This is a genomic window from Streptomyces sp. NPDC002884, assembly GCF_040295245.1.
Lineage (GTDB): Bacteria > Actinomycetota > Actinomycetes > Streptomycetales > Streptomycetaceae > Streptomyces.
On record NZ_JBEOVB010000019.1, the window covers coordinates 51,612 to 71,440 of the forward strand.

Below are 19,829 nucleotides of genomic sequence, written 5' to 3' on the forward strand. Positions count from 1 at the left end.
GACCGCGGAGATCCCCCATATGACGGACAGCACCGTTCGGCGACGAGGACAGGGAAGTCTCAATGAGTACACGGCACACGGTGGAGGCGGTGGCGCTGGTCACCGCTGCCCGAGCGGGCGACCAGGCGGCCCAGGACGCGCTCGTCGGCGCGTACCTTCCGCTCGTCTACAACATCGTGGGCCGGGCGTTGAACGGATCGGTGGACGTCGACGACGTCGTACAGGACACCATGCTGCGCGCCCTCGACTCGCTGGGCACGCTGCGGGATCCCGCGAGCTTCCGCTCCTGGCTGGTGGCCATCGCGATGAACCAGGTCCGGGCGCACTGGAACCGGCAGCAGCCCGCCCGGGGCGCCCTGGAGGAGGTTGACGACGTCGCCGATCCGGGCGCCGACTTCGTCGACCTGACGATCGTGCAACTCCAGCTCTCCGGCCAGCGGCAGGAGACCGCGCGCGCGACGCGCTGGCTGGAGCCCGACGACCGGGGACTGCTGTCCCTGTGGTGGCTGGAGTGCGCCGGCGAACTGACCCGGGCCGAGATCGCCGCGGCACTCGACCTGTCGCCCGAGCACACCGCGGTCCGCGTACAGCGGATGAAGGCACAACTGGAGGCGGCCCGTGTCGTCGTGCGGGCCCTGGACTCGCGGCCGCAGTGCCCGGAACTGCGCGGCGCTCTCGCGGGCTGGGACGGCCGGCCCTCGGCGCTGTGGCGCAAACGCACCGCCCGGCACGCACGCGGCTGCGCCCACTGCTCGGGCCTGTGGAGCGGACTGATGCCCGCCGAGGGCCTGCTGGCCGGCCTGGCGCTGGTCGCGGCGTCGTCCGCGCTCCTGGCGAGGACGAACCAGGCCACCGACACCGTCGCCATGGCCGGTTCGGCGTCCCCGCTCGCCGGGGGAGAGGACCTGGGCGGGTCCCTCCCGCCGGTGAACCGCCGTGCCACGAAGGACCGCACCACCTCCCGCAGCGACGCCCGCCGCAGGCGGCGCACCCGCCGACGGGCGGTGGGCGGCGCGGTCGTGGCCGCCTGCGTGGCCGGCGGCGGCTTCTACTACTTCGGCACGCAGCCGGACGGCGGGACGGGGGAGAGCACCGCCGTACAGCCCGCGAACGACGCCCTCGCCTCGGACCGTCCCACGCCGGACAGCGCCCGCAGCGGCTCGCCGTCCCCGTCCCCTTCCCCGACGGCGTCCGCGTCGAAGTCGCCGAGCGCGAGCGCGAGCGCCTCGCCGACTCCCCGCCCCAGCAGGACCGTGGTCGCCGCGGCCCCGGCGAAGTCGACCGAGCCGAAGCGGACCGCCTCCAAGACGCCGACCGCGCAGGCGGGTTCGTCCGATCTCGAGACCCAGGTGATCGCCCTGGTCAACAAGGAGCGGGCGACGGCCGGCTGCGGCCCCCTCACCCAGGACGGCCTGCTGCACGACGCCGCACAGGGCCACTCCGACGACATGGCCGCCCGCGACTTCTTCGACCACACCAACCCCGACGGCGCCGACCCCGGCCAGCGCATCACGGCAGCCGGGTACCGCTGGTCCACGTACGGCGAGAACATAGCCAAGGGGCAGCAGACGGCGTCCTCGGTGATGACGTCGTGGATGAACAGCGAAGGCCACCGGGCCAACATCCTGAACTGCTCCTTCAAGAACATCGGCGTGGGGATCCACGACGGCGCCGGCGGCCCGTGGTGGACACAGAACTTCGGCGCCAAGCTCTGACCCGCGCACCGGCCTGCGCGTCAGGCCAGGTGGCCTCCCGGATCCCGCAGGAGTCCCGCGTTCGTCGCGTCGGCCAGCAGGCGCCGCACCGCGGGCGCGGGCATCCGGACGACCACCGGCTCCGGCAGGGTGACCTCCTGCACGGCCGTCCCGCGGCGGCCCGAACGCACCCGGTCGCTCACCTCCGCCACCGCCCGCACGTCCAGCGTGAACTGCACCAGTACCGACTCGGACTTGGGCTTGTGCAGCGGCAGCGACCCGGCGGCGTTGGCGGCGGTCGCCGTGCCGCTGCCGGAGCCGTCCACGGTGCCGAGGAGCTGGTTCAGCCGGAACTCGTCCGCGTTCAGCACCCCCGCGCCCAGCAGTCCGCGCGCCGACCTGCCGTGCTCGTCGGCCTGCTGGCCGTCCGTGCCCGACGGACGCGGCGCGTCCAGTCCGCTCTGCGCGACGGTCTCGAAGGTCATCTTGTCGCCCACGCCCAGCACCCGGCCGGCCCGCAGCCTGGCGTGCAGCGAGGCGCGCAGGTCCTGACCCGACGCGCCCGTCGCGTGCACCGGCGGAAGGTCGACCCCCGCGGCGGTCAGCAGCGGCAGCGCCGCGATCAGCCACTCCGTGGAGACGGCCTCGCGCAGCAGGTGATAGGCCGCCTCGCCGCCGGTCCTGAACCGCGCGCCGCCGCCTGCCCGCCGCACCGCGTCGTCGACCGCCTGCTGCACCCTGGGCGTCCCCCGGAACCCGTTGACCTGGGCCTCCATCGGCAGCCGCACTCCGGAGTCACGCCAGGGGCCGAGCCGGTCGGCACCCGCGTCGTCGGCGGCCACCGCGTGCACACCGACCTGCTGGGGCGGTACCGGGGCGATCTGCGACAGCGCACGCAGATCCGCGGCCAGGACCCGGTGGGTCAGGCTCAGGCCCTTCAACGGCGCGAGGGCCACCCGGCGGTTGCCGGAGAACACCTCCAGGGTCGCCTCGATCGGCACGTTCATCCGGGCCGACGGGGCGGAGGCCGCCTCGGCGACGGTCTTCACGCCCAGCTGGGCACGCCCGACACCCACGGAGCGGCGCGAGTCGCTCGCGCCGAGACCCAGTCCCGCGGCCGCGCCGACGCTCTTCAACTGGCCCGCGCCCCCGTCGGGTTTCCCCGAACCGGCCACGACCGCCTCGACGCCCCGGCTGTCGCTCTCGTCGTGAGCGGTGGCCCGCTGGGCGGCGGCGGAGGTGATGTACTCCATGTCCCGGCCGTCCGACGCGGTCTCGACATAACTGCCCGGCCCGGTCCTGCGGATGCGGAACAGCGCCCGGTAGGGCCGTTTGCGCCCGTCGAGCAGCTCGACGCCCACCCCGCCGTCCATCGCGCTCGACAACAGGCCCGCCGAGCCGTCCCGGTCGAGCACCCGCAGCAGCCGCTGCACGTTGTCGTTGCGGTCCGTCAGACGGGTGCGCGGCAGCAGGTCGTCGGCGAGGGACGCGCCGAGGCGGCCCCGGACCGCTTCCAGCAGCGGCACGAAGTCGGGCAGGTCCTCGATCATGCCGAAGCCGAGCGGAAGCGACTCGGCCAGGGCGGGAACCGGGGCCGGGGGCACCAGCGGCGCGCTCTTCGGGGCATCGCCCGGAGCCGACGTCGAGGCCGCCGACGTCTCCGCCTCCGTGCCGGCCCGTACCGTCCCGGCCGGGCGCGAGGACTTGCCGGATTTCCCGGATTTCCCGGACTCCTCGGACGTCCCCGCCGACGTCGTGCCCGAACCCGAGGCCGCGTCCTCGCGCCTCTTCTCGCCCGGTACCTTCAGTCCCGCCGCCCGCAGCTGACGCTCGGTCAGCCACACCGCGACCGCCCCCGGCACCGTACGGCCACCGCGCGCGACGTACGGGCCGCCGCCCGTCACCGCGACCTCGGCGACCATGCGCACCACCAGATCGCACTGCACCAGATAGAGCGGGCTCTTGCGGGAGGTGTGCGCGTTGCGTTCGACGGTGCCCACCAGCGTGGACGCCGTCGTGTCACCGCTGCCCAGGGTCCGGCCGGCCGCCACCCCCTCGGCGAGACGCCACTCGGCGCCGTTCTCCGCGCCCGTCAGGCCGCCCTGCACCGAGACGTTGTGACTCGTGCCCTCCTGCCCGGTGACCTGATGTCCGCCCAGCACGAAGGTCTCGGTCCCCGCCCCCGTGCCCTGATGCACGACCCGCCCACCGGTCAGCGCGAACCGCGTGCCGACCGCGCCGGTCAGCCCGGCCAGCCGCCGCGCGTGCCGCAGGTTCTGCACCACCCACCCGGCCGAGACGGCCTGTCGCAGCGCCGCCGTCACCGCCTGCGGGCTGAACCGGTCCTCGATCGCGAGTCGCGGCGCGAGCCCCTCCGTCTGCAGCGCCCGGTCCTCCCGCGCCTCCTTGTTGCGGGCGGCGGCCCGAGCCAGCAGCTCGAAGGCCAGGTCCCGCACCGGCTGCCCGTCGCCCACGGTCTCCACCAGCGTCCAGTCCCGCACACCCCGCCTGCCGCCCAGCTGCCGCGACGCCAGACCGGCCAGGTCACCGATGCCCGCCGCCGCGAACTCCGTCCGCGTATCACGATGACCCGCCCGGCGGGCGGCGCTCTCCTCGTCCAGGTGCCGCTTGGCATCGCCGTCCAGGGTGAACGCGGTCGGGGTGAGCAGACGCACGTCCTGCGCGTCGAGGGGGAGCGTCCCGATCCGCTCGGCGTCGGGCGCGTCCCGGCCCGGTGCGCCGGGAGTCAGCGCCCGAGCCGCCTTGCGCTGCCGGGACGTCATGGTCACGTCGACGTTCAGGCTCAACGCCCCGCCGAACACGCTCGCGTCCTCGGAACCGTTGGTGAGGACGTCGGTGCGCAGGGTCGGCCCGGCCAGCCCGCGCCGGGTCGTCGTACGGCCCTTCTCGGCACGCGCCGACAGGGTCAGCGCGCCGGGGATCAGCCGGAACTGGCCGAGTGCCATCCCGCCGACCGTGCGTGAACTCGCGCGCCCGCTCTGGAGGTTGCTCGTCACGCCCGCGTGGCTGCGGACGAGCCAGTCCTTGGTCTCGCCGAGGTGACCGGTCTCCCGCAGCGAACCGGTGACCTTCAACTGCACATCGTGCGCGTGGAAACGGGACTTGCGGCGCAGCCGCACCCGCACGCCCGCGGACAGCAACTGGTCCTTGTTGACCCGCAGGTTGGTCTCCGACAGCACGGTCACCAGCTCGCGGTAGTTGCGCCGCTGGACCTCGGCGTCCTCGGGGCTGAGATCACGCGGCTGCTCCTCTTCCCCGAAGGCGGGAAGATACCCGGCGAGCCGCGCATCGGTGGCGAACAGCCGCGTCACGGCCCGCATCATCGGCGCGGTGTCCAGTTTGCTGATCGCCACGCTGGAGCCCATCGCGCCGAACGGCAGATGCCGTACGTCGGCCTCGGCGGCCCCGTCCTCGGCCGTCCGCTCGTCGCCCTCCGCCAGGTCCTGCCCGGTCGCCGTGGCCTTCCCCTTGCCCTTGACGTCCGCCCCCGCACGCTCCGGACGCTTGATGAACGCCCCGGCCGTCACCCCCTCGGGCAGGGGCAACCCCAGTTCCTGCGCCTCGTCGGCCCGCAGCGAGACCCAGACGCGCATCGTGTGGTGCGCGGTACGGCCGCCGCCCCGCGCCCGGGTCAGGGGCGAGGTGGGACCGGTGCCCTCGACGGTGAACAGCACGGTGCCCAGATACAGCACCTTCTCGCCGCGGACCTCCGCCCCCTGCCGGCTGGACACATTCTGTTCGGCCACGCTGAACCGCGCCTTGCGCGCCCCGGCGACGGGCATGACGGTGCCGCGGACGGCGGCCGCGTTGCCGAGCACGCCGAACCCCGCCGCCGGACCTGCGCCGAAGGCACCGCCCCGGCCCTTGCCCGCGGTGTCCGTCACCGCGTGCTGCGCCTGCTGATGGGTGCGCAGCTGCGTCTTGCCGGTGCTCCACCCGGGGGCCAGCTCGGTGATCGCCGCCCGCATCCGGTAGGTGCCCGTGGTGCTGCCGTCCCTGCTGGTCAGGTCCTCGCCGACGACCCCGTCGCGCAGCAGCCGGGGCATGTCCTCCAGCACGGTCGCGGTGGCGGTGGCCTCGTACAGCCTGGCCCGGCCGGGAGCGCCGGGCCAGGTCAGGGACGGATGCAGCGCCGAGGCGACCGCGTCGAAGAGTCCGCCGCCGCCCTGGTGCGGCGCGGCCCGGTCCGAAACGGCCAGCGGGGCCATGGAGTCGGCCAGTGACACGGCCCGGGCGGTCTCGGCGGTCACCGGACGCGGACGGGGCACCGGCCCGGCGGCCGTCGGCACCAGATGCTCCACCGGCACCCGCATCGTCAGTCCGCCGGACCCACCGGCGTTGCGGGCCGTGCGCTCGCCGTCCTTCATGATGCGCACGTTGTAGCGGACCCGGCGCGGCACCTCGACCGACCCCTTGTCACTGCGGAGCACCCGCGGCTCCGCAGTGTTCCGCTGGGTGCGGGAGTCCCGCGACGACTGGAAGGGCTGGGCATTGACGGTGGCCGCCCCGCCGACCCAGACGCCGGGTGCGACCGGGGCCAGCCCGAACCCGGTGAACGCCACGCCCTTCGACGCGGACCCGCTCGTACTCTGCGCGGCGGTGGCGGCCGTGTTGTGCTGGACGTCGATCTTGGTGGCCGCGCCCTCGCTGTCCGGACCCGCGACGGAGAAGACCCCGGGACGGTCGTCGTCGGCGGGCGAGACGCTCACCGTGACGTCGTAACGGTCCGTACCCCGCACCCCGGTGACGGCGAAGGCCCGGCCGCGCCCGAAGAAGGACTCGGGCCGCCCGGCGAGCTCCGCGGCGATCTCCGCGACCACGCCGTCGCGCCTCCCGACGGCGTCGGACAACGTGGTGGTGACGAACTCGTGGCCGGTGAGCCCGTACGCCGTGGACAGCCCCGGCGCCTCCATGTCCCGCAGATACGCCGGGAGTTCGAGCGAGTCGTCCCCCACCTCCTCGATGACGTCCGGTACCTGAGGCGGCCTTCGGCGAGCGGTGGACGGACCGGCCCCGTTGAGCGCGGCGACGGTCGCCGCGTTCCCCGCGGTCTGCTGAAGCCCCAGCAGGGGGTTGTGGCCACTGCTGCGACCGGCCACCCGGGCCGCCCGGGCCGTCCGTGGGGACCGCTCGGGGGCACTGCTGTGACGGTCGTCGCCCGCCTGCCGCTGTTCTCGCACGCGCGTCAGCGTAAGGACGCCCCGACGGCCGGACAGGCAGCGCGCGAAGTGTTCAACTACCGTACGCCTGACGGTCGTCGGACCCGGCTCGCGATCGATGCGACGACCCCCGGCACGGCGTCCCCTCCCGGCCCGCACGGCCCGGGAGGGGCTCCGGTCACCGGACGCCGCCGGACGCCCGCCGGACGCGAACCGGAAGCACGGAACCCCTCAGGACGTCGCCCTTCGCGATCAGTAGGTGTGCAGGGTGAGCCCGTAGCGGCTGAGGATCTCGTTCACCGGCTGGAACCATGTCTCGCCGCCGCCGGTGCAGTTGCCCCAGCCGCCGGAGGTGACGCCCTGTGCCTGATCGCCGCTGATGAACGAGCCACCCGAGTCGCCCCCTTCGGCGCAGACACTCGTCTTCGTCATCTGGTGCACCGCCCCCTGGCTGTAGTTGACGGTCTCGTTCTTCGCCAGCACCGTGCCGCAGTGCCAGTGCGTGGTCGACCCGGACCGGCAGACGGAGGCGCCCACCGGCGCCTCGGCCGAGCCGCGCACCAACTGGTCGGAGACCGTTCCCCAGCCGAGCACGACCGGCACCGTCCACCAGCCGCTGCCCACGTTGACCCAGGCGTAGTCGTTGTCGGGGAACGAGGAGCCCTGGAAGTTGCCGATGTACGAGCCGTCCCAGCCCCGGACACCCGCACCCGCCTGGCCGCAGTGACCGGCGGTGACGAACCCGCCGTAGACCGAGAAACCGATCGAGCAGCGGACGTTGCCCGTGTAGTAGGGGTCGCCGCCGACCGTGCCCGCCGCGAAGGTGCGCGGAGCCGCGGCGACCGTCTCGACGGTGACGGGCCCTGCGGCACGGGCCTGCTTCAGGAACCGCTGGACATCGTTGTCGGCGCTCTTGCCGCGGACGACCGTGACGACCACGGTGTTCGCCGCCGCGTCGACGTGCCAACCACCCACCGCGGAGGGGGCGGAGAGCCGGTCGAGGCGGGACTTCGCCGCGTCCAGTACCCGTGCGCTGTGCCGGACGACCCTGACACCGGCTCCCTCGGCGCGGATGGCCGCGCGCGTGGCCTGCGTGCTCTGCGGGGTGACGGCCACCGTCAGGCGCCCGTCGGCGGCGTCGAACCAGGACCCCGCGTACGCCGCCCCCGCTGTGCGCCGCGCCTTCGGCTCGAGCGCGGTGGCGTCCCGCTCGGCCTCGAGCCGCGCGACCGCCTGCTCCTTGCTGAGCCCGAACTGCTGCCGCATGGCGTCGAGCAGCGCGGCGGAGGCGGGGGCGGCGTCGGCGGCCGACGGGGAGGAGGCCGTGGCACCGTCCCCGCTCGCCGCCGCGGGCAGCGTGCCCGCGCCACCGAGCCCGGCCAGCGCCAGAAGCGCGGCCAGACAGACGTGCTTGAACCTTGTGCGTCTCATGACAGTTGCCCTTCGTCGTTCCAGGAAGTGGGGGTGGAACAGCGGATGGGTGAGAGCGCTCTCAGATGTGGCGCGGCAGAGCCTAGCCCGGTCCGCTTGTCAGGTCTAGGCCAACGACAGGCAGCCGCCGAAGAGGCACTGGGGCGGGCCTGCCGAGCGACTGCAAGGCGACGTTCGTCCGTCTACGGCGCGGGCGGCACCCTAAATAGCAAGGCCCGCGCCCTCGCGCGCCCGCCGCGTCGGCCGTGAAAATCGCTGTCCGGTTGCCGGAGCACGGTGTTAGACAACCGGAGTGGGGGAACGGCGGCGACGATGCGCAGGCAACGGGTTCGACGACTGGGGAACGGGATGCTGACGGGGATCGTGATGGACGCGCTGGATGTGGCGCGCATGGACCGCTTCTGGCTGGACGCGACGCGAGGCCGGACGGGCGGACTGCGGCTGCGGTTCGTGCCGAGCGCGACGCCGAAGGCGGCACTCAAGAACCGGATCCACCTCGACCTGGCCGGGGGGCCGGACTGGGAGGCCGAGGTGGAGCGCCTGCTCGCACTCGGTGCGGCGCGGGTCGACATCGGCCAGGGGGACGTCCCGTGGGACGTGCTGGCGGATCCCGAGGGCAACGAGTTCTGCGTGCTGCGTCCCGGTCACCCTGGTGTGCTCGCCGACTCCGGCCTTGTCGCGATCTGCCTCGACGTCGCCGAGGAGGACCGCTACGCGCAGTGGGCTTTTTGGGAGTCCCAGGCTGTATGGCACGCGGTCGAGTCCCACAACTGGGGCGTCCGGCTGCGACGGAGGCCCACCAGTACGGTCTCCCTGGTGATGGGGCCGCCTGCGGCGCAGAAGGCGGGGCGCAACAGGCTGCGGCTGGAGGTGACCCAGCGAGACTGGGAATCCGGCGAGTTCCTCGACGCGGGTGGAAACGAGTTCCACGTCACGGGTTGATTCCCGCCTTCCACGGCCTGTTCTGTGCTCGCCACCAGGCGAGTTGGGTTGCGGGTCCTGCGTTGGGCGATCTTGGGCGGCAGGTGTCGGCGCTGCTTGCCGATCTCGACCCTGACGACCTGTGGAGCGGGTGGCCCCGCTGCCGCCGCCCGCTCCCGCACGGCGCCGCCGCTACCCCGGGTGGCTGCGTGTTCCCGACCGGCGGTACCGGCCGGCGTGTGCGGACGGCCGAGTGCCGACCGGTTCGGCATGGCGGCCGGGACACCTTTCTCCCGACGCCGGCGCTCACTGCGTGCGCCTGTCACCGCGACAGACCTGCCCTGCTCCGTACCGATGTGAACAAGCTCTACTCGGCCCGAGGGTCCAGCAGTGCTTCGGCGAGGTGGTCCACCGACAGGCGGACGACGGCGTCCACGTCGGCGCACTTGAGGAAGATGTGTTCGGCGCCGTCCACGGGCACCAGCCGGACCGACACCCCGGACGCGGCGAGCGCGGCGGCGAGTGCCTCGCTCTGCGCGTAGGGCACGATCCAGTCGGCGGTGCCGTGCACGAGCAGGAACGGCGGTGCGTCCGGCGTGACGTGCGTGATCGGGCTGGCGTCGGCCCGGCCCCGGTCGTCCAGCCCGCGCAGGAGTTGGTCCTCGGGCGCGGTACGCAGTTCCTCCGGCAACTTGGCGAGCACCTCCTGTGGCACCGACATGCGCGGCATGGTGGACAGGTCGGATGGGCCGTACCAGTTGAGAACGGCGTCGACGGCGCTGGACGGACCGACGACACCGTGCGAGCCCTCCAGGTCGGGACGGTGCGCGGTCAGGCCGACGAGGGCGGCGAGATGGCCGCCCGCGGATTCGCCCGCGACAGCCACGCGCGATGTTCCGATCCCCAACTCGTCGGCGTACGACCGCAGATACCGGACGGCCGCCTTCGCGTCATGCAACTGGGCCGGGAAGGACGCCTCCAGCGCGTGCCGGTAGTCGATCGACGCGACGGCGAGGCCGGCGGCGAGCAGTTCGTCGAAGATCTGGTGGGGGCGCAGCGTCTCCGGCAGGACGCGCCGATCGCCGAACATCCAGCCCCCGCCGTGGATCCATACGACCAGCGGCGGGCGTTCGGCGCCGTCCGGCACCCAGAGGTCCAACTGCAGTGGCCGGTACCCGAACGCGACCGCGTAGGTCACACCGGCGTAGTGGCGGCTGCCGTCCGGGCGCACCACGGGTTCGACCGGCGGCAGAGAGCGAGCCGGGCCGGACCAATCGTCGGTGTGTGTCTCACCGCTGTCGAGGCGCTGGGTCTTAGTCATCCGGGTGGGGCTCCGTCCGGTTCCTTCGGTGGGGCGCGAAATACCACGTCCGGCAGGGCACCGCGCCGAGTGAGCCGATCCTGCATCGGCTCAGGCGCAGCACCCGGCACGCGGGGTCCGCGGGGTCCGCGGGTGTGTTCTGTGCCGCGCGCCGGCCCACGTGAAGTGATGATGGACCCTAATGCCTAGTGGATACTAGGTTTTCGGTCTGTCGTCTGCGCCACACTCCGGCGGGCGTAAGGGTGCCAGGAGAGGCGGGCGGTCGGCGACGTCACGGGTCAGCTGTTCGGCTTCGGGGTGGGGCGGGCGCGCGTGCCCTGGCGGTTGAGGATGATGCACGCGCGGCATGGTGCAGCAGCCGGTCGGGGCGATGGTCCTGAAGCGGCCGTCCTCTCTTTGCCCAGATATGATCATGGGCATGTCGAATGAGTATCCGGCCCCGCAAAATCCCTATGGTCAGCCCGCTGGGCAACAAGGCGGTGACGTCGGACCCCAGGGCGGTCAGCTCGGACCCCAGGGCGGTCAGCTCGGAGCCCAGGGCGGTCAGTTCGGACCGCCACCGGGAACTCCGCCCCAGGCCTACCCTGCGCCGCCCACCCACGGCACCCCGGGGGCGTACGGCGGTCCGGCTCCTCACGGCATGGCGGGAGGAGCCGGGGCTCCCGGTCCGTACGGCGCCCCGTACGCCTACGCGCCCATGCCGCCGATGACCATGCCGGGCAGCGTGCGGGCTGCTCAGGTGGTCATCTGGGCCATGGCGGGGTTGACCATGTTGGTCGTGCTGCTGTTGGGCTTCGGTTCCGGTGCAGAGACCGGGGGCCGGCTCCTCGCCACGAACCTGATGGGTTGGGTGCTGTTCTTCATGGCGTTCAGCTATCACAAGGCGGGCAGCGGCCTACGGACCACGTCGGTCGTGTTGGCGGGCGTGCAGATCGTGTTCTCGCTGGGCGGCCTCGCCAACGGAACCGGAGGCGGAGGCTTGGCCCTCGTCGGCGCGATCAGCATCGCCGTCCTGCTGAACCAGGACAGTGCGAGGAACTGGTTCAATCGGCCACGCGGAAACCACCCGCCCTACGGCCACTGACCGACGGCTCACCGCCCGCCTTCCGACCGGCCCGCAACTGCGACCAGCACGGACACTTCCGTAGCTGGTCGCAGGTGACGGAGGCGTTGGGGACCGACGGCAGATGGTGTGGGGGACGGGCGCGCCGATTCCGGCCGGCCGCAGGGCCGCCTTGGCGCCTGCCTTGACGCACTGGACGCACACCATCAGCGCGCAGCTCGCGTCTGACCCGCCCTGATCGCACACTGGCACCCGCACAGCGGCGGACGGCATGATGCTCACTCAGAGTCCGAGGGGGAGTCATGAGATCACGACTGCAATGGATCCACGGCCGTGGAGAGCATGTCAGCGTCGAACGCAAGCAGACGTACGCGGCTGAGATCGTCGTCAAGTTCCTTGTCCTGGCTGGCCTGCTGTATATGCCGGTTGTTCTCATTCTCCATTGGGGCGAGTGGATACCGTTCGCCGGAGCAAGCGTCTACCTGCTGTGGGAACTCGGCCGCCTCAACAGCGCGCTCGGCGAGCTCGCCGACCTTTGGAACGAGCAGTACCAGCAGCGGCAGGAACCGGCTCGAAGCGACTTCCTTCAGTGACACACCGGTCGGCTGGACGGTCTCGCGGTCGAACCGAGGCACGTGCCTGCGGTGGGCTGCCGCCCATGCACCCGACTTGAACCCTCAGGTGGGCGTTCGGTCGCTGGTCGAACGCGACCTCTGCAACCTCGCCGCAGTTGACCTCGCCCGGACCACCCGGGCCGTGAAGCGCAGGCTCAACCAGATCCAGTACCGGCCCGATCTGGTCGACGGCCGGCTGGCCGGCAGCGGCCTGATGATGGGTGGCTGACCGACATGCCCGCTCCTGTCCGTGAGGTGCGTGGGTATTCGATGGCAGACCCGGCCTGCCGACTGCCAGGCTTTGCCCATGAGTCTCCAGCCCAACGGCGTATCCGGCCCTTCCTGGCTGGGCAAGCCGATTGACGCTCGCCCGCTGTTCGGGCCAGAGCTGGCATCGCTCCTCGACCTGCTACGCGGTCTGCGGCGCAAGGATTGGAGCAGGACCGCGGTCCCGGGCTGGACCGTGCACGATCTTGCCGTCCACATCCTCGGCGACTACCACGGTCGCCTCGGCTGGAGCGCGGAGAGCCACCAGCGCGCCATGGCCTTCGGGGAGACGCTGGAAGCGTTCATCCACCGGGCCAACCAGGAGTGGATCGACCTCCACGCCGATCACAGCCCAGCCGAGATCATCGAGGCCCTGGAACTGGCCGGGACCCAGGTCGCCCGTCAATTCGAGGGTGACGACCTCGACACAACAGGTCTGGGAGTGTCCTGGGCAGGGGCCGACCCGGCGCCCAAGTGGCTCGATGTCGCCCGGGAGTTCACCGAGTACTGGACCCACCGTCAGCAGCTCCGCCGTGCCACCGGCCGCGACACCGATCCGGAGCCCCACGCTCTGTCCACGGTCCTGGACACCTTCATGAGGGCCTTGCCCCACACCCTGCGTGACACGCCCGCACCCGCCGGGACACAACTGCAGGTGGTCATCGATGAGCCGGCCTTCGGCACCTGGACCGTGACCGCCACCGCGGACCGCTGGTCACTGGCCGAAGCACCCGGCGGCCGGCCCACCGCATCAGTGCGTCTGGACCCGGAGACCGCCTGGCGACTCTGCACCCGCGGCATCGATCCTGGCACCGCCCTCGCCCGGGCCCGCATCAGCGGAGACCGCCAGATTGCCGAAGCCGCCTGCCAGATCGTGTCCATCGTCTACTGATGGACGCGACGCACGTTGCCCGTCGAGGTCCCTCGCCCTGGTGTCGGCAGCTCTCGTAGACGGCAGGCCGACATCGCGCACTCAAGTTCAGTAGCCTCGAAATGAAATTCTCCCGTCGCCCGCGGAACTCGTTGCGGACCACGTACGGGATCTTGAGGCCATGGTCAGCCCATGGCAGGCTCATGCCGCATGATCGATGAATTCGCGAAGGGCAACCTGCACGGGAGACTGCGGCGGGACCGCAAGGCGCTGCTCTGGAAACTCGACGGCTTGTCCGAGTACGACGCCCGTCGGCCTTTGACAGCGACCGGGACCAACCTCCTCGGCCTGGTCAAACACGTGGCCACCGTCGAGGCCAGGTACTTCGGCGAGGTCTTCGACCGACCTTCCCCGGAACCGCTGCCCCGGTGGCAGGACTACGACGGCAACGATCTGTGGGCGACCGAGGACGAGACCCGCGATCAGATCATCGGGTTCTACCGGCGCACGTGGGAACACTCGGACGCGACGATCGACGAGCTGCCCCTCGACGCCCCCGGCCACGTGCCGTGGTGGCCGGAGCCTCGCCCCAACACGAACCTGTTCGCCGTCATGGTCCATGTCCTCGGCGAATCCATCCGGCATACCGGGCACGCCGACATCCTGCGCGAGGGCCTCGACGGCCGGACCGGGGTGCGCGCCGAACACGAGTCGCGGATCGACGAGGAAGCCCGTGCGGCCTACTGCGCGAAGATCGAGCAGGCCGCCAGGTCGGCCGTACAGATCAAGGCTTAGCGGTGGCTCAGAGCCTCTCTCGCAGAAGGGCAGCAAGCTGCACGTGCTGGAGCTCCGACTGCGCGCCGGCCGACGTGCACACGACGCCCGCTGCTGTGAGCCCGTCGCGGATACCCGCTGATTCTTCCTGGCGGCCGGTTCTGCTCACAGATCCTCTGTGTCCCGAACGTCGATCTCGCACTCAAGATCGGGAATCACATCGAGCTGGTTCTTCACTGCCTCACGGACATCGCCCGCCAGGGATACCGATACGCCGGCGGGGACGTCGGGGGCGTCCGGGCGGTTGACGGATGACACGATCGCGTCGGGATCCATTTCCTCCAGTGCGTGGAGCACCTCGTCGACTCGGTCGCTCCGCACGGTCGTCGAGACGTAGGTACGGACAGTCATGGTTGTCTCCCTTGCCGTAATCGGACTCCTCCGCCTGCCGTCCGTGTCCTCGTCCGGCGGGTGCGAGACCACGGGCGTCACGGAACCCATGCCGCCAGCCTCGCTCCTCTTGAGACCTTCCGCATTCGCACTCCTCCACGCGGGCGTCAGACGCTGGGCCATCCGCATCTCGGACGGAGCGGAACTCGGAGGGGGCGGAGAGCCCTCCCCATGGCCGGCTCACGTCCCGCGTATCTCGTCACCTTCGGCTGGGGGAATTACGCAACCCGTGGGTGATCAGTTCCGCGTGAAGGCAAGCTCGACGCTTTTTGTGGATGACAGGGAACCCGCAACCGGAAGGGTTCCTTCATTGTTGGAAATTATCGCATTTGCAATTTTGGCAGTATTCGTGAGTGCTGCTGCCCGGACATTTCGGGCGGTGGCTTGTCGTCCGCGGCCGCGATGGCCCGGGCGAAGGGGCGGGCCGTCACGACGGCGCTCTTGTGGAGGTGTGACGAGCTCACCGGAAATGATTTGAGCGAGGCGGTGCCCCACTGCTATTTTCGTGGCGGACCGTGAAATCGTCGTATGGAGGTGAGCCCCGTGAACGCAGTTACCCGTGGGTGCTCCCTCGATCCGTCACGGTCCGGCGGCTGACGTTCGGTGTCGCCAGGAGCGCCTGAGATCTAGGCACTCCTGGAAGAGAGACTCCGATGAACACAAAGCCCTTCACCTCTGGCCTGAGCGAGAACGCGGTGATGATCACGCGCGTCGCGGACAGGCAATGGCATGCACTGGACGACGACCTGGTGGTCGGCCGCGGGCATGCGGAGCACCGGCCCGACGGACGCTTGTTCGTCAGCATCGACGCCTGGCACGACGCCGCCTTCGACCGGCTCGCCGAGGCGATGCTGGCGGAACTGCCGTCGCCGCTGTACACGGTGGTCGACGAAGCCGACGTCGAGTTGACGGCCGGCTGGCGGCGGGCCGGGTTCACGATCCGGCGCCGCGAGTGGGAGTACGTCGTGCCGACCGACCCGCGGGTCACAGGGCTCGAAGCAGTCCTGCCGCCTTCGGGCGTGACGATCGTGCCCGCCGGCCGGGCGGACGAGAGTCTGCTGCGGGCGGTGGACCGCGCGATCCGTGACGAAGTCGAGGCGGCCGTCGGGTGGCAGTCGATGCCCGCGGAGGTGATTCGCCGCCCCGAAGGCGACACCGTCGTCGACCCGTCGAAGTACGCGGTGGCCGCGGCACAGGACCGCTACCTGGGTCTGATCCGGGTGGTGACGGCGAATCGGCCGCGCATCGGGCTGGTCGCGGTCCGGGCCGGCGAGCAGCGCCGCGGCATCGCGCGGGCGCTGCTGGCCCACGCGCTGGGGACGCTGCACCGCTCCGGGTTCGCCGCGGCCTCGACGGAAGTCCACGAGTCCAACCAAGCAGCCTCGGCGCTGTTCGAGGGCATCGGCGCCCGGCCGATGAGCAGCAACCTGGAACTGGTGCGATGACGAAGAACAGGAACGTCATCGAAGTCGAGGGCAAGGTCGTCGAGTGCCTGCGCAGCGCCATGTTCACCGTGGAGCTCGAGAACGGCCACCATGTGCTCGCGCACATCAGCGGGAAGATCCGCAAGAACTACATCAAGATCATGCTGGAGGACCGGGTACTGGTGGAACTCCCGCCGTACGACCTGACGCGCGGCCGGATCGTGTTCCGGTACCGGAACTGACGGCGGTCGGCGTCCTCCGCGGAGGCTGATCCTGGGGCCCCGGTCACGGCGTTTCCGTGACCGGGGCCCCGTTGACAGCTCCCACGGCCGCGGCGGCCACCGCTTCGGCCGGCGCCTGGTGGGCCATGGGCTTGGGATTTCTTCCCCGGGCCTCCTGCGGCGCAAAACTGCTGCTCACGTGGGCGAGGAGTCGCGCCAGGGTCTCCCGTGCCCCTCTTGGGCGGCGGCGTGGGATTCGGCAGGGCTGGCGTTCGTCCAGCCGGCGAGGAGGGCGATGGCTTCCGCGGAAGGGGAAGCGGGTTCGGGGGTGTAGAGGATGAGGGTCTGGTCCGGGTCGCCTTCGACGGCGAGGACCACGTATTCGAGGGTGAGGTCGCCGACGAGCGGGTGGTGGAGGCGTTTCGTGCCGTTGGTGTGGGCGAGCACGTCGTGGGTTGCCCACAGGCGCCGGAAGGTGTCGCTGTTCAGGGACAGCTCGCCGATCAGCTCCGTGAGCCGGGGATCGTCGGGACGGCGTCCGGCATCCAGGCGCAGGGTGGCCACGCAATCGCCGGCGACCTGCTCCCAGTCGGTGTAGAGGCTGCGGGCGGCGTCGTCGAGGAAGACGAAGCGGGCCGCGTTGCGCTCCCGGTGGGGGCGGGACCGGAAGTCGGCGATGAGGGCGTAGCCCAGATCGTTGGCCGCCAGGACGTCCATGCGACGGCCCTGCACCACGGCGGGGACGCCGAGTGAGTCCAGGGCCCGGTACACGGCCGGCCGGACCTTCTGCGGGGCCGGTGGCCGTGGACGGCGGGCTCGTGTCCGGGTGGGTTGGGCGAGGTCGAAGAGGTGGGCGCGTTCGGTGTCGTCCAGTTGCAGGGCGCGGGCGACGGCGTCCAGGACGGTCTCGGAGACGCCTTGGGTGCGGCCTCGTTCCAGGCGGACGTAGTAGTCGAAGCTGACCCCCGCCAACTGGGCGACTTCCTCGCGGCGCAGCCCCGGCACCCGGCGGGCCCCGGTAGGGGGAGCCAGACCGGCCTGCTCGGGAGTGATCCGCGCCCGGCGCGTGCGCAGGAACTCGCGGATCTCGGTGCTGCGGTCCATGGGTCCACCGTACGGCGGACCCGTGGTTCCCCCAGGTCGTGAAAGGGGTACTGCCGGACCCCCGGAAGGAGGGACACCCCTACGGGCCTCCACGGTGGGCCGACGGGTGGTTGCCTGGATGGCGGGTCCACTGCATCGAACGCCTCGAACTGATCATGAAATTCGCGGGCCGGCGGGCTCATCCAATTGATGGGACGCACCCGATGGGACGCATCCGACGGGACGCATCCGAGGGGACGTACCCGAGGGGACGCAAAGGAGAATCCGATGAAGCACGTATCGCTGGGCGGGCTCGATGTCTCGCGCATCGGCCTGGGTGCCATGACCATGGCCGGCACCTACACCACAGGCGGAGAACTCGATGACGCCGAGTCGATCCGCACCATCCACCGGGCACTGGACCTCGGGGTCACCCACATCGACACCGCCGAGATCTACGGTCCCTTCCACAGCGAGGAGATCGTCGGCAAGGCCGTCAAGGGCCGACGCGATGACGTCGTCGTGGCGACCAAGTTCGGTCTCGTTTCGCACTCCGCGGGGGGTCCCGGCGTCACCGACAGCAGCGCCGGCAACGTGAAGGCAGCCGTCGAGGGCTCTCTCAAGCGGCTCGGTACCGACTACATCGACCTGTACTACCAGCACCGCGTCGACCCCGGCACGCCCATCGAGGAGACCGTGGGTTCGCTGGCCGAGCTGGTGGCGCAGGGCAAGGTCCGCCATATCGGGCTGTCCGAGGCCGCCCCCGCCACGATCCGCCGGGCGCACGCCGTGCATCCGGTGGCCGCGCTCCAGACCGAGTACTCCCTGTGGACCCGCGATGTCGAGGCCGAGATCCTCCCGCTGCTGCGCGAGCTCGGCATCGGGTTCGTTCCCTACTCTCCGCTCGGGCACGGCCTGTTGACCGGTCAGATCCGCTCCGTCGACGACTTCGCCGACGACGACTGGCGCAAGACCAATCCGCGTTTCACCGGTGAGAACTTCCGGCGCAACCTGCAGATCGTCGACGAGGTGCAGGCCATCGGCGCCGAGATCGGAGCGACCCCGGCGCAGACCGCGCTGGCCTGGCTGCTGACCCGGGGCGACGACATCGCCCCCATCCCCGGAACCCGGCGCGTCGCACGTGTCGAGGAGAACTGCGCCGCCGACGGCATCGAGCTCAGCCGCGCTCAGCTCGACCGCCTGAACAATCTCGCGCCGGCCGCGGGCGAGCGCCACGACGGAGCGAACATGGCCGGCGTCGACCGCTGACCGCCCGCGTCGTCGCCCGCTTCCACCGGCAGCGCCGTCCGGCGTACGACGAAACAGGCGCCCGAGAAGCACGGGTGCGGGCGCGCCCGGGCCCAGGCACAGGTCACCGCCTGGGGCCTCGTCCGCCATCGCCGCCCGGCATGCTGACGTGCGAGGTCAGCGGATCGGGTCGAGACAACGTCTCGGGCAGGCAGAACACTCGTTTTCCCGGGCCGTCGGTCCGTCATCGACAATGTCGTCACCCCCGTACCCTGTTCCGGGTGTCGTCCTCCCACCTGCAACGTGTCGCCGTCCTTGTGCTCGAGGGTGCCAAGCCGCTCGACGTCGGCATTCCCGCGCAGGTGTTCGCGACCCGCGCGAGCATGCCGTACGAGGTGCGGGTGTGTGGCGCGGCGCCCGGGCTGGTGACCGGCGGGGACGGGTTGTCGTATCACGTGGCACACGGCCTGGACGCGCTCGAGTGGGCCGACGTCGTGTTTCTCCCCGGCTACCGTTTTCCGGACCTCGACGACCCGCCGCGGGAGGTCCTGGGCGCGCTGCTGGCGGCCCACGCCCGAGGCGCTCGGCTGGCGGCCATCTCTACGGGGGCCTTCGCGCTCGCCGCCACGGGCCTGCTCGACGGCAGGCGCGCCACGACCCACTGGCACTACACCCGGGCACTGGCGGCGAAGCACCCGCTCGTCCGGGTCGACGAGAACGTCCTGTTCGTCGACGAGGGCAGCGTGCTGACGTCGGCCGGCGCCGCCTCCGGGATCGACCTGTGCCTGCACATCCTGCGCCGCGACCTCGGAGTGGCCGCCTCGAACCACGCGGCCCGGCGCCTGGTCGCGGCGCCCTACCGCAGCGGAGGTCAGGCGCAGTACGTACCGCGCAGCGTGCCGGAGCCGCTGGGCGAGCGGTTCGCCGCCACCCGCGAGTGGGCTCTGCACCGCCTGGACGAGCCCCTCACCCTCGAGGCGCTGGCCCGGCACGCCGCGGTCTCCGAACGCACCTTCTCGCGGCGCTTCGTCGAGGACACGGGGTACACGCCCATGCAGTGGGTCATGCGCGCCCGTATCGACAGGGCCCGTGAGCTGCTCGAACGCTCCGAGCGTGGCGTCGAGCAGATCGCGGGCGACGTCGGACTCGGTACGGGGGCGAACCTGCGGACGCACTTCCAGCAGATCCTCGGCACCACGCCGAGCGAGTACCGGCGCACCTTCACGAAGGGCGAATAGCCCCTACGCCGGACGGACGGGGCACGCCC

General features: G+C 71.5%; 15 protein-coding genes and 1 pseudogene. 11 read left to right on the forward strand and 5 right to left on the reverse strand.

Annotated elements, in window-relative coordinates:
- Positions 1-62: 62 nt before the first annotated feature.
- Positions 63-1,715 (forward strand): sigma-70 family RNA polymerase sigma factor, encoded by a 1,653-nt coding sequence (locus ABT070_RS30325; protein WP_351765164.1) that lies wholly within the window; start codon positions 63-65, stop codon positions 1,713-1,715.
- A gap of 20 nt (positions 1,716-1,735) precedes the next feature.
- On the opposite strand, the gene ABT070_RS30330 is transcribed toward ABT070_RS30325, so the two are convergent.
- Positions 1,736-6,895, reverse strand: coding sequence for a hypothetical protein (locus ABT070_RS30330; RefSeq protein ID WP_351765166.1), 5,160 nt, complete (start codon positions 6,893-6,895; stop codon positions 1,736-1,738).
- 231 nt (positions 6,896-7,126) lie between these two features.
- Positions 7,127-8,305, reverse strand: a complete 1,179-nt coding sequence (locus ABT070_RS30335) for a S1 family peptidase (RefSeq protein WP_351765167.1) — start codon at positions 8,303-8,305, stop codon at positions 7,127-7,129.
- Positions 8,306-8,653: 348 nt separating this feature from the next.
- Between ABT070_RS30335 and ABT070_RS30340 the strand changes: the two genes are divergently transcribed.
- Positions 8,654-9,247: a VOC family protein gene (locus tag ABT070_RS30340; RefSeq protein WP_351765169.1), complete on the forward strand. Its 594-nt coding sequence runs from the start codon at positions 8,654-8,656 to the stop codon at positions 9,245-9,247.
- A 346-nt stretch (positions 9,248-9,593) separates the two neighbouring features.
- Here the strand turns inward: ABT070_RS30340 and ABT070_RS30350 are convergent, their stop codons facing one another.
- Positions 9,594-10,547, reverse strand: coding sequence for an alpha/beta hydrolase fold domain-containing protein (locus ABT070_RS30350; RefSeq protein WP_351765171.1), 954 nt, complete (start codon positions 10,545-10,547; stop codon positions 9,594-9,596).
- 706 nt (positions 10,548-11,253) lie between these two features.
- Here ABT070_RS30350 and ABT070_RS30355 point away from each other — a divergent pair.
- The 5 genes and pseudogenes from ABT070_RS30355 to ABT070_RS30375 all read left to right on the forward strand — a co-directional run bounded on the left by ABT070_RS30355 (position 11,254) and on the right by ABT070_RS30375 (position 14,157).
- Positions 11,254-11,631 (forward strand): hypothetical protein, encoded by a 378-nt coding sequence (locus ABT070_RS30355; RefSeq protein ID WP_351765173.1) that lies wholly within the window; start codon positions 11,254-11,256, stop codon positions 11,629-11,631.
- A 281-nt stretch (positions 11,632-11,912) separates the two neighbouring features.
- Entirely contained in the window at positions 11,913-12,203 is a 291-nt protein-coding gene (locus ABT070_RS30360) for a hypothetical protein (RefSeq protein ID WP_351765175.1), read from the forward strand.
- 64 nt (positions 12,204-12,267) lie between these two features.
- Positions 12,268-12,453: pseudogene (locus tag ABT070_RS30365) on the forward strand (IS630 family transposase); the annotation flags it as partial.
- Between the two features lie 78 nt (positions 12,454-12,531).
- Positions 12,532-13,383 (forward strand): maleylpyruvate isomerase family mycothiol-dependent enzyme, encoded by an 852-nt coding sequence (locus ABT070_RS30370; protein ID WP_351765177.1) that lies wholly within the window; start codon positions 12,532-12,534, stop codon positions 13,381-13,383.
- A gap of 189 nt (positions 13,384-13,572) precedes the next feature.
- Complete coding sequence (locus ABT070_RS30375; protein WP_351765178.1) at positions 13,573-14,157, forward strand: DinB family protein; 585 nt, start codon at positions 13,573-13,575, stop codon at positions 14,155-14,157.
- A gap of 144 nt (positions 14,158-14,301) precedes the next feature.
- Here the strand turns inward: ABT070_RS30375 and ABT070_RS30380 are convergent, their stop codons facing one another.
- Positions 14,302-14,547, reverse strand: coding sequence for a hypothetical protein (locus tag ABT070_RS30380; protein WP_327186726.1), 246 nt, complete (start codon positions 14,545-14,547; stop codon positions 14,302-14,304).
- Positions 14,548-15,239: 692 nt separating this feature from the next.
- Here ABT070_RS30380 and ABT070_RS30385 point away from each other — a divergent pair.
- Both ABT070_RS30385 and infA read left to right on the forward strand, forming a co-directional pair.
- Positions 15,240-16,031: a GNAT family N-acetyltransferase gene (locus ABT070_RS30385; RefSeq protein WP_351765179.1), complete on the forward strand. Its 792-nt coding sequence runs from the start codon at positions 15,240-15,242 to the stop codon at positions 16,029-16,031.
- Positions 16,028-16,252, forward strand: a complete 225-nt coding sequence (gene infA / locus ABT070_RS30390) for a translation initiation factor IF-1 (RefSeq protein WP_351765180.1) — start codon at positions 16,028-16,030, stop codon at positions 16,250-16,252. The genes ABT070_RS30385 and infA overlap by 4 nt, the downstream gene beginning before the upstream one ends.
- 174 nt (positions 16,253-16,426) lie before the next feature.
- On the opposite strand, the gene ABT070_RS30395 is transcribed toward infA, so the two are convergent.
- Positions 16,427-17,335, reverse strand: coding sequence for a helix-turn-helix transcriptional regulator (locus ABT070_RS30395; RefSeq protein ID WP_351765181.1), 909 nt, complete (start codon positions 17,333-17,335; stop codon positions 16,427-16,429).
- Between the two features lie 267 nt (positions 17,336-17,602).
- On the opposite strand from ABT070_RS30395, the gene ABT070_RS30400 reads away from it, so the two are divergent.
- Positions 17,603-18,583, forward strand: a complete 981-nt coding sequence (locus ABT070_RS30400; RefSeq protein WP_351765182.1) for an aldo/keto reductase — start codon at positions 17,603-17,605, stop codon at positions 18,581-18,583.
- 260 nt (positions 18,584-18,843) lie between these two features.
- Entirely contained in the window at positions 18,844-19,800 is a 957-nt protein-coding gene (locus ABT070_RS30405; RefSeq protein ID WP_351765183.1) for a GlxA family transcriptional regulator, read from the forward strand.
- The last annotated feature ends 29 nt before the right edge of the window (positions 19,801-19,829 follow it).